11 protein-coding genes and 6 pseudogenes are annotated in these 15320 nt (G+C 67.8%); 9 read left to right on the top strand and 8 right to left on the bottom strand.

Annotated elements, in window-relative coordinates; translation table 11 throughout:
* Window positions 1-3: 3 nt before the first annotated feature.
* On the bottom strand, window positions 4-1023 hold the full coding sequence (locus tag AC0IX7_RS13495; RefSeq protein WP_471812325.1) for a COX aromatic rich motif-containing protein: 1020 nt from the start codon (window positions 1021-1023) through the stop codon (window positions 4-6).
* Between the two features lie 232 nt (window positions 1024-1255).
* Here AC0IX7_RS13495 and AC0IX7_RS13490 point away from each other — a divergent pair, with 232 nt between their 5' ends.
* Window positions 1256-2587: an MFS transporter gene (locus tag AC0IX7_RS13490; RefSeq protein ID WP_471812324.1), complete on the top strand. Its 1332-nt coding sequence runs from the start codon at window positions 1256-1258 to the stop codon at window positions 2585-2587.
* 111 nt (window positions 2588-2698) lie between these two features.
* On the opposite strand, the gene AC0IX7_RS13485 is transcribed toward AC0IX7_RS13490, so the two are convergent.
* The 3 genes and pseudogenes from AC0IX7_RS13485 to AC0IX7_RS13475 all read right to left on the bottom strand — a co-directional run bounded on the left by AC0IX7_RS13485 (window position 2699) and on the right by AC0IX7_RS13475 (window position 4364).
* Window positions 2699-3367, bottom strand: a complete 669-nt coding sequence (locus AC0IX7_RS13485; protein ID WP_471813882.1) for a heme exporter protein CcmB — start codon at window positions 3365-3367, stop codon at window positions 2699-2701.
* A gap of 36 nt (window positions 3368-3403) precedes the next feature.
* Window positions 3404-3865, bottom strand: a pseudogene (locus AC0IX7_RS13480) (ABC transporter ATP-binding protein); the annotation flags it as partial.
* 41 nt (window positions 3866-3906) lie between these two features.
* Window positions 3907-4364 (bottom strand): annotated as a pseudogene (locus tag AC0IX7_RS13475) (metallopeptidase family protein).
* A 35-nt stretch (window positions 4365-4399) separates the two neighbouring features.
* Between AC0IX7_RS13475 and AC0IX7_RS13470 the strand changes: the two are divergent.
* Window positions 4400-4694: pseudogene (locus AC0IX7_RS13470) on the top strand (4a-hydroxytetrahydrobiopterin dehydratase).
* 137 nt (window positions 4695-4831) lie between these two features.
* Here the strand turns inward: AC0IX7_RS13470 and AC0IX7_RS13465 are convergent.
* Window positions 4832-5623, bottom strand: a complete 792-nt coding sequence (locus AC0IX7_RS13465) for an SDR family oxidoreductase (RefSeq protein WP_471812322.1) — start codon at window positions 5621-5623, stop codon at window positions 4832-4834.
* Between the two features lie 52 nt (window positions 5624-5675).
* Here AC0IX7_RS13465 and AC0IX7_RS13460 point away from each other — a divergent pair, with 52 nt between their 5' ends.
* A complete protein-coding gene (locus AC0IX7_RS13460; protein ID WP_471812321.1) occupies window positions 5676-6449 on the top strand; it encodes an ATP-binding cassette domain-containing protein in 774 nt (257 codons plus the stop codon).
* Window positions 6446-7983: pseudogene (locus AC0IX7_RS13455) on the top strand (ABC transporter permease/substrate-binding protein). The gene AC0IX7_RS13460 and the pseudogene AC0IX7_RS13455 overlap by 4 nt, the downstream one beginning before the upstream one ends.
* A 112-nt stretch (window positions 7984-8095) precedes the next feature.
* On the opposite strand, the gene AC0IX7_RS13450 reads toward AC0IX7_RS13455, so the two are convergent.
* The gene (locus tag AC0IX7_RS13450; protein WP_471813880.1) at window positions 8096-8569 is read right to left on the bottom strand and encodes a TlpA family protein disulfide reductase; all 474 of its coding nucleotides are present in this window, start codon (window positions 8567-8569) and stop codon (window positions 8096-8098) included.
* Between the two features lie 170 nt (window positions 8570-8739).
* Here AC0IX7_RS13450 and argH point away from each other — a divergent pair.
* The 5 genes and pseudogenes from argH to AC0IX7_RS13425 all read left to right on the top strand — a co-directional run bounded on the left by argH (window position 8740) and on the right by AC0IX7_RS13425 (window position 13475).
* Window positions 8740-10108 (top strand): annotated as a pseudogene (gene argH, locus AC0IX7_RS13445) (argininosuccinate lyase).
* The gene (locus tag AC0IX7_RS13440) at window positions 10105-10347 is read left to right on the top strand and encodes a hypothetical protein (RefSeq protein ID WP_471812319.1); all 243 of its coding nucleotides are present in this window, start codon (window positions 10105-10107) and stop codon (window positions 10345-10347) included. The pseudogene argH and the gene AC0IX7_RS13440 overlap by 4 nt, the downstream one beginning before the upstream one ends.
* A gap of 11 nt (window positions 10348-10358) precedes the next feature.
* On the top strand, window positions 10359-11621 hold the full coding sequence (gene lysA / locus AC0IX7_RS13435) for a diaminopimelate decarboxylase (RefSeq protein WP_471812317.1): 1263 nt from the start codon (window positions 10359-10361) through the stop codon (window positions 11619-11621).
* 78 nt (window positions 11622-11699) lie between these two features.
* Window positions 11700-12508, top strand: a pseudogene (locus AC0IX7_RS13430) (precorrin-2 dehydrogenase/sirohydrochlorin ferrochelatase family protein).
* Window positions 12509-12521: 13 nt separating this feature from the next.
* Window positions 12522-13475, top strand: a complete 954-nt coding sequence (locus AC0IX7_RS13425; protein ID WP_471812315.1) for a CorA family divalent cation transporter — start codon at window positions 12522-12524, stop codon at window positions 13473-13475.
* Window positions 13476-13478: 3 nt separating this feature from the next.
* Here AC0IX7_RS13425 and AC0IX7_RS13420 read toward each other — a convergent pair whose 3' ends face one another.
* Entirely contained in the window at window positions 13479-13877 is a 399-nt protein-coding gene (locus AC0IX7_RS13420) for a flagellar export chaperone FliS (RefSeq protein WP_248523828.1), read from the bottom strand.
* Window positions 13874-15316 carry a flagellar filament capping protein FliD gene (gene fliD / locus AC0IX7_RS13415; RefSeq protein ID WP_471812314.1) on the bottom strand — a complete coding sequence of 481 codons (1443 nt, stop codon included), beginning with the start codon at window positions 15314-15316 and terminating at the stop codon, window positions 13874-13876. Before fliD ends, AC0IX7_RS13420 begins: the two co-directional genes overlap by 4 nt.
* Between the last annotated feature and the right edge of the window lie 4 nt (window positions 15317-15320).

The raw sequence follows: 15320 nt of genomic DNA, 5'->3' as shown, positions 1-15320 counted from the left end.
TCATCAGGGCGCCTTCGACCCGCTCGGACGAGATCCTGCGGACCCTTTCCGCCATTGACGCCCGGCATCGCCATACCGGCATGCGAGTCCCCCGCCTTTGCCGCCGTGCATCATCTGCGACATGCAGACCTTGCCGGGCTGTACGCACTGCTCGACGACCAGCTTGAACATGTTCGGCTCGACCGCATTGTAATAGCGGACCGGCACCTTCTCGCTCGGCTTCTCCAGCTGAAGGTAGCTCGCGCGGTTCAGGCCACCGCCACGCTGCTTGACCTGGTTGATCCAGGCATCGAAGCCCGCGTCGCTCACGCCGTGGAAGCGGAAGCGCATGCCCGAGAAGCCCGCGCCGCTATAGTTGGACGAGAAGCCCTCGTAATTGCCGGGCTTGTTGATGACCGCGTTCAGCGTCGTCTGCATGCCGGGCATCGTGTAGATCATGCCGGCGAGCGCAGGGATGTAGAACGCGTTCATCACCGACGACGAGGTCATCTGAAAGCGGATCGGACGATCAACCGGCGCGGCGAGTTCGTTGACCGTGGCGATGCCGTATTCCGGATAGATGAACAGCCACTTCCAATCGAGCGCGACGACCTGCACCTCAAGCGGCTTGCCGGCGCCGTTGGCACCGTTGCCGACCTGCTGCTTGTCGACCAGATTGCCGACCGGCACGTTGTTCGCGAGCGTCGGCGTGTCCGGCTTGATCCGGCCCAGCGGGCGATACGGATCGAGCAGATGCGTGCTGGTCCAGGTCAGCGCGCCCAGCGCGATGATGATCAGCAGCGGAATGCCCCAGATCAGCAGCTCGAGGCCGACCGAGTGATCCCAGTTGGGCTCGTACTTGGCGGCCTTGTTCGACTGGCGATAGCGGAACGCGAAAAACAGGGTCAAAAAGATCACCGGAACGATGATCAGCAGCATCAGCCCGGTCGAGATCAGCACCAGATCGCGCTGCTGCACTGCGATATCGCCGGAGGGCGACATCACAACCCAGTCGCAACCGCTGGTGAGCAATGCCAAGGGCATGGCAACCAACCATTTTCGGGCCGAGATTTTGGTGCGGGAAAGCTGTGTCACGACGGTCATTCGGTCCCCTACGCCTCGGTTGCGCTGCGCTACAGTGGACAATTTGTCCAATGGGCGCTGCACTGCAACATCGGCATGGCTTTATCATGTCCAAGGGTAGCATAGATTGCCCCTGCCCGCATCCGCCGGAACAGCGTATGATGGGTCCGCGCCCCGAAGAGCGAGTTGAAGAATGAGTGCTGACACGATCCCCGAGACGAGCTTCGAAGCCGATGCTCGCAGTATCCACAGCGACGGCGAGCACGTCACGCCTGGCGTGATCGCGATCGGCGTGGTGATCGGCCGCACCTCGGAATTCTTCGACTTCTTCGTCTACGCGATCGCCTCGGTGCTGGTGTTCCCGACCCTGGTGTTCCCGTATGTCGACCGGTTGCAGGGCACGCTCTATTCGTTCGCGGTGTTCGCGCTGGCGTTCATCGCCCGCCCGATCGGCTCGATCATCTTCATCGCGGTCGATCGCGCGTACGGCCGCAGTGTGAAGCTGACGATGTCGCTGTTCCTGCTCGGCACGTCGACCGTCGCGATGGGGTTCATTCCCAGCTACGACTCGGTCGGCAACTGGTCGGTCGCGATCCTCGCGCTGCTCCGCATCGGCCAGGGCGTCGCGCTCGGCGGTGCCTGGGATGGCCTTGCCTCGCTGCTGTCGCTGAATGCGCCGGAAAAGCATCGCGGCTGGTACGCGATGCTGCCGCAGCTCGGCGCGCCGATCGGCCTGCTGGTAGCCAGCGGCCTGTTCGCGTTCTTCGTCGCCGCGCTGCCGACCGAGGATTTCTTCGCCTGGGGCTGGCGCTATCCGTTCTTCGTGGCATTCGCGATCAACGTCGTCGCGCTGTTCGCCCGCCTCCGTTTGGTGGTGACGCCCGAGTTCGAAGAGATGTACGCCAAGCGCGAGCTGGAACCCGCCCCGGTCGTCGAGACCGTGCAGTCGCAGTGGAAAGCGATCTGGCTCGGCTCGTTCGTGCCACTCGCCAGCTTCGCGCTGTTCCACATGGTCACGGTCTTCCCGCTGTCGTGGGTCGTACTGTTCACACGTGAATCGGCCGGTCGCTTCCTGGTGGTCGAAGTCATCGGCGCCATCATCGGGATCGGCGCGATGCTGGTGTCGGGCCTGCTTGCGGACCGATTCGGGCGTCGCACGATGCTCGGCACGATCGCGGTCCTGATCGCGCTGTTCGCGATCGCCGCGCCGTCGCTGCTCGATGGCGGCGAGATCGGCGAGCGCCTGTTCATGGGAATCGGCTTCCTGCTGTTCGGTCTGTCGTTCGGCCAGTCCTCGGGCGCGATCGCATCGAGCCTGTCGCCGCAGCATCGCTATACGGGCTCGGCGCTGACGACCGATCTCGCCTGGTTGTTCGGTGCGGGCTTCGCTCCGCTGGCGGCGCTGTTGCTGACGAGCAAGCTGGGGCTGGCGGCGAGCGGTGCGTATCTGTTCTCAGGCGCGGTGTTCACGCTGATCGCGCTGGGTCTGAACAAGCAGCTGGCCAAGCGCGACATCGCGCGCTGAGCTGACGTCGGCTCGTCGGGTGCGTGATCGGGGGTATCGCCCCTCTATCCGCCTGACGACCCCGAGCTTTTCATTCGTACGCGCTCCCGACGGGCGCGTCGGGCGTCGGACTTAATCGAGGGCCGCGCGGATGGCGGCGGCGGCTATGAACGGCGCGCCGGCGACCAATATCAGGCTGACTGCGGCGAGGAGTTTGATCGCGCCTGCACCGCCCGCAGGATCCAGCGAGCCTGCGCCGAAGATCAGCAAGGGGACGGCGAGGGGCAGCATCACCAGACCCGTCACCGCACCTCCGCCGCGGACGCCCGCGACCAAGGCGCTGGTGACGACCGCGAGCGCCGCCAGGCCGGGCGTGCCGATGAGCAGGCCGACCTCGACTCGCAGCAAAGTGTCCGCCGACAGGTTGAGTAGCCCGGCGGCGATCACCGCGGCGAGCATCAGCGGCGGGCCGAAGCCGAGCCAGTGCGCAATCGTCTTGGCCATCGCGACGGACGTCATCGACAGGCCGTGCACCGCGAACTGATCGAAGACGCCGGCCTCCAGATCGGGGCCGATCAGGCGTTCGACCGGGAGCAAGGCTGCGAGCAGCGCCGCGGTCCAGATCACGCCACCACCGATTCGCGCGAGCAGCGCCGCATCCGGCCCGATCGCGAACGGGAACAACGTGGCGACCAGCAGGAAGAACGCGACGACCAGCGTGGCGCCGCCACTCGATACGCTTCGGCGCAGATCACGGCGGACGAGCGCGATCACGAGGCCGATCTCCTGCGCGCCCGGCATCGACAGCGGGAGATGGGTGGCGACGAGCGCGATGCCGCCGCCGGCGCGGTGTCGGGCGATCAATGCCTCAAGGCGCGCGACCGAACGGGTGTCGAGCCCGTTGGCGGGTTCGTCGAGCAGCCACACCGGGGCTTCGCTCGCGGCAATGCGTGCGATCGCGGCGCGGCGGCGCTGGCCGGTGGAAAGGAGGCGGACGGGGATGTCGGCGAGTGCCTCGAGATCGAGCGCCTGCAACGCGTGGGCGACGCGCGCGTCCGGATCAGGCGCGCGGTCGAGGCTGGCCCAGAAGCAGAGTGCGGCGACGAGCGTGCGGTCGGTGTCGAGTGCGCTGGCTTCGGTCAGCAGCGCCTTGTCCGCGTCGCATGTCACGGCGCCTTCAAACGGCGGAAGCAGGCCGGCGGCGATGCGGATCAGGCTCGACTTGCCGATGCCGTTGGGGCCGGTGACGATTGCCGCGTCGCCGGGTGCGAGATCGAACGATACGCCCGAGAACAGCATCCGCCCGCCCCGCACGCACGCGACGTCGCGAAATGCGAGGCTCACGTGGCCTGATCTTCCGCGGCGTCTTCCCCGGCATCTTCGAGCGCGTGCATGTCGTCGTCGCTGAGGCCGAAATGATGCCCGATCTCGTGGATCGTGACGTGCGCGACGAGATCGTCGAGACGGACCCGGTCTCGATCCATTCCTCCAGGATCGCGCGGCGGTACAGGACGATGCGGTCGGGCATCGCGCCGGAGTCCATCGACGATTTCTCGCCGAGCGGGCGACCGTGATAGAGGCCGGACAGGTCCAGCGGGTGCTCCAGCCCGAGCGCGGCGAGCGTCTCGTCGTCGGCATACTCCTCGACCGCGAAGACGATGTCGCCGAGATGCTCGGCGAACTGGGCGGGGAGCCTGGCGATCGTTGCGCGGCAAATCGCCTCGATCGTGTCGGCGTCGGGGGCTTCCCCGAGGTCTCGGCCGTGTATTGCTGCTTGCCCGCTCATGCCACCAGCCATAGTCGGTGGCGAACTGTGGCGGCAAGGAGAGCCCGATGATCGAAGCGCTGAACGAGACCGAGCGGGCCGAGGCGCTCGATGGGCTGGACGAGTGGGATTACGACGATGCGCGCGACGCGATCACGCGGACGATCGTGTTCGCGGATTTCGTCGAAGCGTTCGGATTCATGACTCAGGTCGCGCTGATCGCCGAGCGGGCGAACCACCATCCCGAGTGGAAGAATGTGTGGAACCGGGTGGAGATCCTGCTGACGACGCACGACGCGGGGCCTGAGCCCGCGGGATATCGAGATGGCCGAGGCGATCGATGCGATCGTGGGGGACGTTTGAACTTCTGATCCTCCCCCGCCAGGGGAGGTGTCGCCGAAGGTGACGGAGGGGAGGACACGGAGCAGGGGTTGCACTAACCTCCCCTCCGTCTGGCAAGCGCCAGCCACCTCCCCCTTGCGGGGGAGGATCAGCAAGGGTCACCCCCGCGTCATGCTGCGGCGCATCCGTTTGCGGAGCGCGCCCGGCATCCATCGTGCCGCGAAGGCCATGCGGTGGGCTGTCTTCCCCACATAGGTGTGGATCTTGTCGCCGTGCACTGCGGCCCAGGCGGCCTCGGCGACCTTGTCGACGCCGGTCAGTTCCAGCCCCGCGCCGGTCACCGTCTCGCGGATCGAGTGGTTGGTCTTTCCCGCGGCGGAATCGAGGAGCGGCGTGTCGATGAAGCTCGGCACGATCGAGCGCACCTTGATGCCGTCCGCCGCCCATTCGCCGTCGAGCGCCTCGGTGATCGCACGGATACCGAACTTGGTCGCGGAATAGGGCGCGAGGCCGGACGAGCCGTAGATCGCCGACGCCGATGCGGTGTTGAGCAGGCAGGATCCGGGCGTACGCTTGAGATAGGCATGGCCGATCCGCGCACCGTTCAGCGCGCCGACCAGATTGATCGCGATTACGCGGTCGATCTCGGCGAAGTCGGTATCCGCAAGCGGGCCGCCCGATCCGACCCCGGCATTGTTGAACAGCACGTCGAGCCGCCCGCCGGTGGTGGCGACGAATGCGTCGAGGCAGGCCACCCACGCCTCGCGGTCGCGCACGTCCATCTGGTAGGTGGTCGCCACGCCTTCCGGGAGAAGCGCGGCTGTTTCGGCCAGCCCGGCGACGTTGACGTCGGCGAGACCGACGCGCCAGCCTTTCCGCGCGAACAGTTGCGCCGTCGCGCGGCCGATCCCCGATCCGCCGCCGGTGATGAAAATGCTCTGCTCGCTCATGGCATCCTCTCTTATTTGATTTTCCGGTATGTTTCCCGCATCCTGCGCGCAGATGCCAGACAATTTGCCAGCGCCCGACCTCGTGTTGGCTTTCGAACGCGTCACCAAGACCTACGGGTCGACGATCGCAGTCGACGCGGTCTCGCTGGAGATCGCACGCGGCGCGTTCGTTGCGCTCGTCGGCACGTCCGGTTCGGGCAAGTCGACGCTGCTCAAGACGATCAACCGGCTGATCGAACCGAGCGAGGGCCGCGTGACGATCGACGGTGCCGACGTCGCCGCCGAGCCCGCGCCCGAACTGCGCCGCCGGATCGGCTACGTCTTCCAGAATATCGGCCTGTTCCCGCACATGACGATCGCCGAGAATATCGCGATCGGACTGCGGATCGCGGGGCGCGGCGAGGAGGCGAAGGTGGGCGACCTGCTCGATCTGGTCGACCTGCCGCGCGACATCGCCGGGCGGATGCCGGATGCGTTGTCGGGCGGCCAGCGGCAGCGCGTCGGGATCGCGCGGGCGCTGGCGCCGAGGGCGAAGTTGCTGTTGCTCGACGAGGCGTTCGGTGCGCTCGATCCGGTGACGCGCGACGCGCTGGGGACGCGGATCCGGGACCTGCACGACCGGCTCGGGCTGACGACGATTCTGGTAACGCACGACATGGCGGAGGCGTTGCTGCTCGCGGACCGGGTGCTGGTGATGAAAGCCGGGCGGATCGTCGCCGATGCGACGCCGGCCGAACTGGTGGCGGGCAAGGGCGGCGACGATGCGCAGGCGCTGGTCCAGGTCCCGCGCGCGCAGGCCGAGCGCTTGCAGGCGCTGGTGGCATGAGCGCGTTCCTCGACGCCCTCGGCCGCGTGCCGCCGTTGCTCGCTGCGCATGTCCTGCTGTCGGCCTCGGCACTGTTGCTGGGGATCGCGATCAGCCTCCCGCTGGGAATCTGGTCTGCGCGCAACGCAAATGTCGCGCGCGTGTCGCTCGGGTTTGCCAGCCTGGTGCAGACGATCCCGAGCCTTGCGCTGCTCGCCTTGTTCTATCCGCTGTTGCTCAGCCTGTCCGCGCTCGTCGGCGGGGGATTCCGGCGCTCGGCTTCCTGCCGTCGCTGATCGCGCTGACGCTGTATGCGTTGCTGCCGATCATCCGGAACGCGGTGGCGGGTCTGCAGGGCATCGATCCGGCGGTGATCCAGGCGGCGGACGCGGTCGGCATGACGCCTGCACAGAAGCTGCGGCTGGTCGAGGCGCCCCTGGTTGCGCCGGTGTTGATCGCCGGCATCCGGACCGCGGCGGTGTGGACGATCGGGGCGGCGACGTTGTCGACCACCGTGGGTCAGCCGAGTCTCGGCGACATGATCTTCGCGGGATTGCAGACGCAGAACTGGGCGCTGGTGCTGGCCGGCTGCGTGTCGGCGGCGGCGTTGGCGCTGGCGGTCGATGCGCTGATCGGCGGGATCGAATACGGCATCCGCGCGCGGCGGCGGTGGTTGTGGATCGCCAGCGCCGTCGTGCTGCTGGCGGGAACCGCGGTGGCGACCGTGCCGCTCTGGCCCAAGAGCGGCGGCGACCGGACGGTGGTGGTCGGCGCGAAGAACTTTTCCGAGCAATATATCCTCGCGCGCTTGATCGGCGATCGGCTGGAGCGCGCGGGCTATACCGTCGAGTATCGCGACGGGCTCGGGTCCGCTGTGGTGTTCGGGGCGCTCTCAGGCGGGGATATCGACGTGTATGTCGATTATGCCGGGACGATCTGGGCGAACGAGATGAAGCGCACCGACGTGTCGGATCACGGCGCGATGGTCGCGGCGATCGGCGACTGGGCGAAGCGCGAGCATGGAGTCGGGCTGATCGGTTCGCTCGGGTTCGAGAATGCCTATGCGTTCGCGATGAAGGGCGACGCCGCCAGGGCCAAGGGAATCGCCAGCCTCGACGATCTGGTGAAGGCCGCGCCGGCGATGGCGCTCGGCAGCGACCTGGAGTTTCTCGAGCGGCCCGAATGGGCGGCGGTGAAGCGCGCCTATCCGCTGCGGTTCGCCAGGACGACGCCGTACAGCCCGACCTTCATGTACCGCGCGCTGGAGAGCGGGAACGTCGACGTGATCTCGGCCTTCTCGTCGGACGGGCGGATCGCGGCGGATGGGCTGACCGTGCTGACCGATCCGCGACGGGCTATCCCGGGATACGACGCGATCCTGATGGTGGCGCCGAAGCGGGTCGGGGATGCGAAGTTCGTCGCCGCGCTGAAGCCTCTGGTCGGGCGAATCCCGGTCGAGGCGATGCGCGATGCGAACTACCGCGTGGACCGGGATACGGACAAGCAGACCCCCGAAGCCGCGGCGACGTGGCTCGCCAATCGGATCGGGCGTTAGATACGACCGCGTGATCGGGTGCACCGGGTGGCGATCTGTCCTAGGATGCGGTGCCGGCTCGCCATCAACCTTTGGCTCGTCACCAAGGCGGGTCGGCACATCGCTTCTAGGGTTACGACGCTTCGGCGATCAGCTTGGCGGCCGCGGGCGTGTTCCATTCATAGCCGCCGGTCATCCGCCAGACTTCCTTGCCCGCCGAATCATACAGGATCGTGGTCGGCAGGTTCGCCTGATAGGCGAGGCTGAGGCCGAGCTTCGGATCGAGATACGGCTTGAGCGTCGTGAACTTCTTCTCGGCGAAGAACGGAGTCACCTTTTCCGCGCCCTGAAGGTCCTGGCTGACCGCGATCACCTGCACCTTGCCGGCGAGCGACTTGGCGGCGGCATCGAGCGTCGGCATTTCCGCGACGCACGGCGCGCACCAGGTCGCCCACAGGTTGAGCAGCAACGGCTTGCCCTTGAACGACGCGAGCGTGACCGGCTTGCCATCGGGGGCGGTGAAGACGACCGCCGGGCCGGTCTCGCCCTTGTGGCTGCGGTCGAGCTTTCTGTGCTGGCGGCAGGGCCGGTCGCTTCGTCCGAGCAGGGCCGGGCGCGACCTCGTCGGCGGATGCCGTGTTCGCCGCGACGACGTTCGCTTGCTCCGGCGCGGGCGATTTCCTATCGCAGCCGGCGACCAGCAGGCCCATCCCGACGAAACAGATGATTGGGCGCGAATTGAACACAGGACGCGAGAACATGGACGGTTCCAATTCGATGTGGGGTGGGCGGTTCGCCGAGGGGCCGGCAGCGGTCATGCGCGAGATAAACGCCTCCGTTCCCTTCGACAAGCGCCTCTGGCAGCAGGATATTGCCGGCTCGAAGGCGCATGTCGCGATGCTCGGCAAGCAGGGTATCGTGTCGGCGGAGGACGCCGCGACGATCGCGGCCGGGCTCGATACGGTGGCGGCGCATTATGCGGCGAACGGCGTCGAGGAGGATCTGGTCCTCGAAGACATTCATATGCAGACCGAGGCGCGGCTCGCCGACGCGATCGGGCCGGTCGCCGGGCGGCTGCACACCGCGCGCTCGCGCAACGACCAGGTCGCGACCGATTTCCGCCTCTGGGTGCGCGACGCGATCGACCAGGCGCTGGCGGCGCTTGCCGGGTTCCAGGCGGCTTTGCTCGCGCGGGCGGAAGAGCATGCGGATAGCGTCATGCCCGGCTTCACGCACTTGCAGTCCGCGCAGCCGGTGACGCTCGGTCACCACCTGATGGCGTATCACGCGATGATCTCGCGCGACGTCGGGCGCTTCGCCGATGCCCGCGCAAGAATGAACCGGTCGCCGCTGGGTTCGGCCGCGCTCGCGGGCACGGGCTTCCCGATCGACCGCGAAATGACCGCCGCCGCGCTCGGCTTCGACGGGCCGATGACCAATCTCGCTCGACGGCGTCAGCGACCGCGATTTCGCGATCGAGTATCTGACCGCCGCGACGCAGACCTCGCTGCACCTCTCGCGTCTCGCCGAGGAGTTCGTCCTCTGGGCGTCGCAGCCGTTCGGGTTCGTCGCGCTCAGCGATCAATGGTCGACCGGCAGCTCGATCATGCCGCAGAAGCGCAATCCCGACGCCGCCGAACTGGTGCGCGGGCATGCCGGGCGCATCCTCGGCTGCATGACCGCGCTGATGGTGACGATGAAGGGCCTGCCGCTCGCCTATTCGAAGGACATGCAGGACGACAAGCCGCCGGTGTTCGAGGCGCACGACCTGCTCGCGCTGTCGATCGCGGCGATGACCGGGATGGTCGAGAGCGCGACGTTCCGCACCGATCGGATGCGCGGGCTGGCCGAGAGCGGCTTTGCGACCGCGACCGATCTGGCCGACTGGCTGGTGCGCGAGGCCGGCCTTCCATTCCGCGAGGCGCATCACGTCACTGGGCGTGCGGTGAAGCTGGCGGAAGAGCGTAAGGTCGCGCTCGACGCGTTGCCGATCGAAGACCTGAAGGCAATCGATGCGCGGATCGACGAACGCGTGTACGGCGTGCTCTCGGTCGATGCGTCGGTCGCCAGCCGGACCAGCTTCGGCGGCACCGCGCCCGACAACGTGCGCGCCGCAATTCGAGCGGCTCGGGGAGAGACGGCATGAAACGGCTTCTGGGATTGGCGGGATTGGCACTGGCTCTGTCGGGCTGCGGTGCGGCGGATGGCTTGGTGCCCGCGGAGGGCAAGACGCTCCCGGTCGCGCCCTATGGTGCGAAGACCCAGCCGACCGCCGCGGAGCTGCTCACGCCCACCACGCAGCAACGCCCGCAGCGCAGCGACGAGCTGCTGACCAAATCCGACGAGCGACGCAGCGACGAGTTCGACCTGCCGCCGCCAAATTGAAGACCTGATCCATGAACCATTTCGACTATCGTGACGGTGTGATGCATGCCGAGGACGTCGCCCTGCCGGCGATCGCCGAGGCCGTTGGTACGCCCGTCTATGTCTATTCGACCGCCACCTTCCGCCGCCATGCGCAGGTGTTTCGCGATGCGCTGAAGCCTGCGGGGCGCGTGCATCTGGCCTATGCGATCAAGGCGAACCCGAACGTCGCGGTGCTGCGCGTGCTCGCCGACGAGGGTTACGGCGCCGACGTGGTTTCGGCCGGCGAGATGCAGCGCGCGCTGGCGGCGGGGATCCCGGCGTCGGACATCGTGTTCTCGGGCGTCGGCAAGACGCGACGCGAACTGGCGCAGGCGCTCGACGCCGGGATCGGCCAGTTCAATCTCGAGCTCGAGGAGGAGGGCGAGGTCCTTGCCGCGCTTGCCCACGCCCGCGGCGAGCGCGCGCCGGCAGTGCTCCGCGTCAACCCGGACGTCGACGCCGGCACGCACGCCAAGATTTCGACCGGGCGCAAGGAGAACAAGTTCGGCGTCGCGATCGACCAGGCGGTCGCGATGTTCGACCGGCTGTCGAAGCATGACGGGCTCGACCTGCGCGGCGTCGCGATCCACATCGGCAGCCAGCTCGCCGATCTCGCGCCGCTCGAGGCTGCCTATGCGCGGATCGGCGAGCTGCTCGCCGAACTGCGGGCCGCGGGTCACACGATCAGCCGCGTCGATCTCGGCGGTGGCCTCGGCGTACCGTACAAGCCCGGTGACGTGCTGCCGAGCCCGGCCGAGTATGGCGCGATGGTCGCGCGCGCGACCGCCGACTGGGACGTCGAATTAATGTTCGAGCCCGGCCGGGTGATCGCGGGCAATGCCGGCGTGCTGCTCACCGAGGTGATCTGGGTGAAGCCCGGCGTCGTGAACCCGTACGTCATCGTCGACGCCGCGATGAACGACCTCGCGCGCGTGGCGATGTACGATGCGTATCACGATTTCGTCGCGGTCGAGCCGACCGGCGAGCGGATGACCGCCAACATCGCCGGGCCGGTGTGCGAGACCGGCGACACCTTCGCGATGGGGCGCGACATCGACGTGGTGAAGTCGGGCGATCTCGGCGTGTTCCGCACCGCGGGCGCCTATGGCGCGACGATGGCGTCGACCTATAACAGCCGCGCGCTGGTGCCCGAGGTGCTGGTCGATGGCGACCGGTTCGCAGTGGTCGCCGATCGGATTCACCCGGAGACGATCCTGGCGGCCGAGCGCGTGCCGGAATGGCTCAAGCGGTGACATCGCCCGCGCCGCTGCCCACCCCGTTACCCCCCGCTACAAAGCCTGCCGCTGTTCGTCAGGCTGGCGGGGCGCCCGGTGATCCTGCTGGGCGAGGGCGAGGCGGCGGATGCGAAGCGGCGGCTGCTCGATCGTGCGGGCGCCGACGTGGTCGGCGAGGATGCCGCGGCATCGCTCGCGATCGTGGCGATCGACGACGAGGACGAGGCGCTGGCGGCGGTCGCGCGGCTGAAGGCACGGGGGATCCTTGTCAATGCGGTCGACCGGTCGGCGCTGTGCGACTTCACGCTGCCGGCGATCGTCGACCGTGCGCCGGTGCTGATCGCGATCGGCACGAGCGGCGTGTCGGCCGGGCTCGCGGCGGCATTGCGGCAGCGGCTGGAGGCGTTGGTGCCGGCCGACCTCGGCAAACTGGCGTTGGCTCTTCAGGCGGCACGTGGCGCGTTGCGGCGTCGCTGGCCCGACATGGGCGAGCGACGCCGCGCGCTGGCGACGGCGATGGCGGTGGGCGGCATGCTCGATCCTCTATCGCCGACGCATGACGTCGACGCGTGGCTGGCCCAACCCACACCAGGCTCCCCTCCCTGGGAGGGGGCAGGGGTGGGTCGGCCGCTGATGTGTCCGCCGACTCCCAACCGACCGACCCACCCCCAACCCCTCCCTTCCAGGGAGGGGAGCAGGCTGTGATCCGCCTGACCTCCACCGATCCGGACGACCTCACCCTGCGCCAGGCGCGGGCGCTGGCGAGCGCCGACCGGGTCTATCACCGCCCCGACGTGCCTGCGGCGATCCTCGACCGCGCGCGCGCCGATGCCGCGCGGCTGTGCGAGGCGATGCCGAGCGATCCCGGCACCGGCCTGTCGGTCGATGTCGAGATGGCCCTGTGAGCGAGATGGTCTGGTGAGCGGGTTCGGCTTTCGCGTCACCGACGGCAAGGCCGCGCGGATCGACGTGAAGCAAGCCCTCGACTGCACCGCCGATCTCGTCTGGGTCCACCTGTCGACCACCGCCGAGCACGCGCAAACGTGGCTGCGCGACGAGGCCAGGCTGCTCGACTATGTGGTCGACGCGCTGACCGCGACCGAGACGCGGCCGCGCTGCGAAGCGGTCGGCGACGGTGCGTTCGTCAACCTGCGGGGGCGTTCGCACGAGGAACTCGACACCTCCGACATGCTCGCCTCGGTGCGGATCTGGGCGCTGAAGGGCTGGGTATTCTCGGTCACGCGGAAGCCGTTGATCGCGGTCGCCGAGGTCGAAAAGATGGTTGAGCGCGGCGAGGTGCGCGATCCGGGGGACCTGATCGCCGCGTTCGCGACCGCGATCACCGCCGATCTCGACCCCGACGTCGCGTCGCTTGGCGACCAGCTCGACGATTGCGAGGAACAGCTCGACGCCAACCGCGTGTTCGAACTGCGTCGCGCGGTCAGCAAGGTGCGGGTGGCGGCGATCAGCTACAAACGCTTCCTCAGCCCGCAACGTGCGGCGTTGGAGAAACTGGCGGCGTTACCCGGCGACTGGCTGGCGGATGACGACCGGCTGCATCTGGCCGCGGCGGCGGACCGGGCCGCGCGGATGGCGGAGGAACTCGAATCGATCCGCGAACGCGCCGCGCTGATCCACGAGACGCTGACCGACCTGCGCGCCGAACAGATCGACAACCGCTCGCTGATCATCTCGGTGGCGGCGCTGGTGTTCCTGCCGCTGACGTTTCTCACCGGGCTGTACGGCATGAACGTGAAGGGGCTGCCCTATGCCGAGGAGCCTTGGGCGTTCGATGCGATCGCTGGCGCCTGTGCGGTGATCGCGGCGGGCGTCGTGCTGTACTTTGCCGGACGCCACTGGTTCCGGCGGTAAAGGTCAGGCGGCGCTGGCGGTCCGCCAAGCCTGCGCGATCTCGTCGAGCATGTCCGCGGAATCGCGGAACGGCTTCGGATCATGGCCGAGCGAGGCGTTGATGACGGTTTTCCGCGCGCCGCCGTACAGGCGGGCGAGCGTCTCCGAGACCTGGCCGCCTTTTTCGAAGTCCAGACCGGCTTCGAGTGCGAACAGGATCGCGGTGGCGCGCGTGATCCGGTCGCTCTTTACGGAAAATTTGCGGTTCTCGCAGGCCCAGGCGGCGGCGCGCAGGGCAGCGACGAGTTCCTTGTAGAGCAGCTGGACGAGGGCAGGGCCATCCGCGGTGGCGGTACGGCCGACCGCGTCGATCTGGCGATAGGTCGCGAACGGATCGCGTGCGAGGGTACTGGCGTAGGTCACGAGCTCTTGTTCCAGGCTGCGATCTGGTTGGTGAGGAACGCCTGGGTCGATTTGTACGCGGACACGCGCGAGTTCATGCTCGCATATTGCTGCGTCAGGCGCGTGGTGAGCTGGGCGGACTGGTCGGTGACCTTGTCCTGCTGCTTGGCGAGGTCGGCTTCGGCGGCCGTATAACGCGCGGTCGACGCGCCGAGGCCGGTCAACGTATTCGTCGCGCTGTTGGTGAGCGCGCTGAGCGTGCCGGACAGGCCGAGGACGTTGGTGGAGGACGGCGCGAACATCGATTCGATCGTGTCGGGATAGGCGGCGAGCTGCCGGGCGAGCAGCGTGGTATCGACCCGCAGCGTACCATCGGTGTTGGTCGCGACGCCGATCTCGGACAGGCTGCGCGGAATCCCCGCGGTCGCGCCGCCGACCAGCGGCTTCGACACCAGTGCCTTCAGCGAGCGGAGCAAGGCCGTCGCAGCCGGGTCGGCACGGAGGTTGCCGGTGATCGGATCGGTCTGTTCGGTGATCGTCTTCAGCACCTCGTTGAAGGTCGTGACGACATCGTTGACCGCCTGGGTCAGCGCGTCGGTCGGCGTGCTGCTGACGAGCGTGACGGGGACCGTGGACACCGCGTTGAGCTGCAGTTTGACGCCATCGACGAGATCGCTGACCGTGTTGCCCGGTCGCTCGACCTCGATGCCGTCGACGGTGAGCAGCGCGTTCTGCGCGGTCGACACCAGGCTGGTCTGCGTCGCATTGCCGCCGATATCGACCGCACCGCTGGCACCGTCACCCTTCAAGGTGAACGCCTGTGCGGTGCCGGTGCCACCCTTGACCGACAGATAGGCGCCACCATTCGCGTCGGTAACCACGGAGGCCGTGACCCCGCTCTTCGACGCGTTGATGCCGGCGGCGATCGCGTCGATGCTGCCGTCGCCGATATCGATCGCAATGCCCGTCCCGCCACCGATCGTCAGGGTCAGCGCGCCGGTGTCGAGCGAGGCGGCACGATCTGCGGCAGGGACCGCTGTCGTGGTACGCGCGACCTGGGCTGTCGCAAGGCGGGTGACGGTGACGCTGGCCGACAGGTTCGACAGTTTTGCACCCGACAGCGCGGTCGCGGACAGGATGGTGCTGTTGGAACTGCTGGGCTGCGACTGCAGGCTGCCGCTCTTCACCAGATTGGCGAGCGCGGTGGAGAAGCCGGTCATCGTGCTCTTGAGCGTACCGACGCCCGAGATCTGCGCGGTGAGGGTGTCGGATTTCGCCTTGAGCGCGGCCGTGCGTGCCGCGAACTGGGCTTCGACCAGCGACGTGACCAAGGTGCCGGTGTCGACGCCCGAGCCCGCGTTCAACCCGTTGAGTAGCGCTTGCGTTGCGGTGTTGACCGCACTTTGCGGGGTGGCCGCGGGTGTCGGCGTGGCCGTCGTGCTCGTCGTCGATGTTACCATGGCG

The sequence above is a fragment of the Sphingomonas sp. AC411 genome, from assembly GCF_979253035.1.
This window is presented reverse-complemented; position numbering and strand designations above follow the sequence as displayed.

Excerpts from the sequence above, each read along its gene's own strand:
- AC0IX7_RS13460 (WP_471812321.1), top strand. The coding sequence starts at position 5,676 with ATGCCAGACAATTTGCCAGCGCCCGACCTCGTGTTGGCTTTCGAACGC.
- AC0IX7_RS13440 (WP_471812319.1), top strand. The coding sequence starts at position 10,105 with ATGAAACGGCTTCTGGGATTGGCGGGATTGGCACTGGCTCTGTCGGGC.
- AC0IX7_RS13465 (WP_471812322.1), bottom strand. The coding sequence starts at position 5,623 with ATGAGCGAGCAGAGCATTTTCATCACCGGCGGCGGATCGGGGATCGGC.
- AC0IX7_RS13485 (WP_471813882.1), bottom strand. The coding sequence starts at position 3,367 with ATGCCGGGCGCGCAGGAGATCGGCCTCGTGATCGCGCTCGTCCGCCGT.
- lysA (WP_471812317.1), top strand. The coding sequence starts at position 10,359 with ATGAACCATTTCGACTATCGTGACGGTGTGATGCATGCCGAGGACGTC.
- fliD (WP_471812314.1), bottom strand. The coding sequence starts at position 15,316 with ATGGTAACATCGACGACGAGCACGACGGCCACGCCGACACCCGCGGCC.
- AC0IX7_RS13490 (WP_471812324.1), top strand. The coding sequence starts at position 1,256 with ATGAGTGCTGACACGATCCCCGAGACGAGCTTCGAAGCCGATGCTCGC.
- AC0IX7_RS13495 (WP_471812325.1), bottom strand. The coding sequence starts at position 1,023 with ATGCCCTTGGCATTGCTCACCAGCGGTTGCGACTGGGTTGTGATGTCG.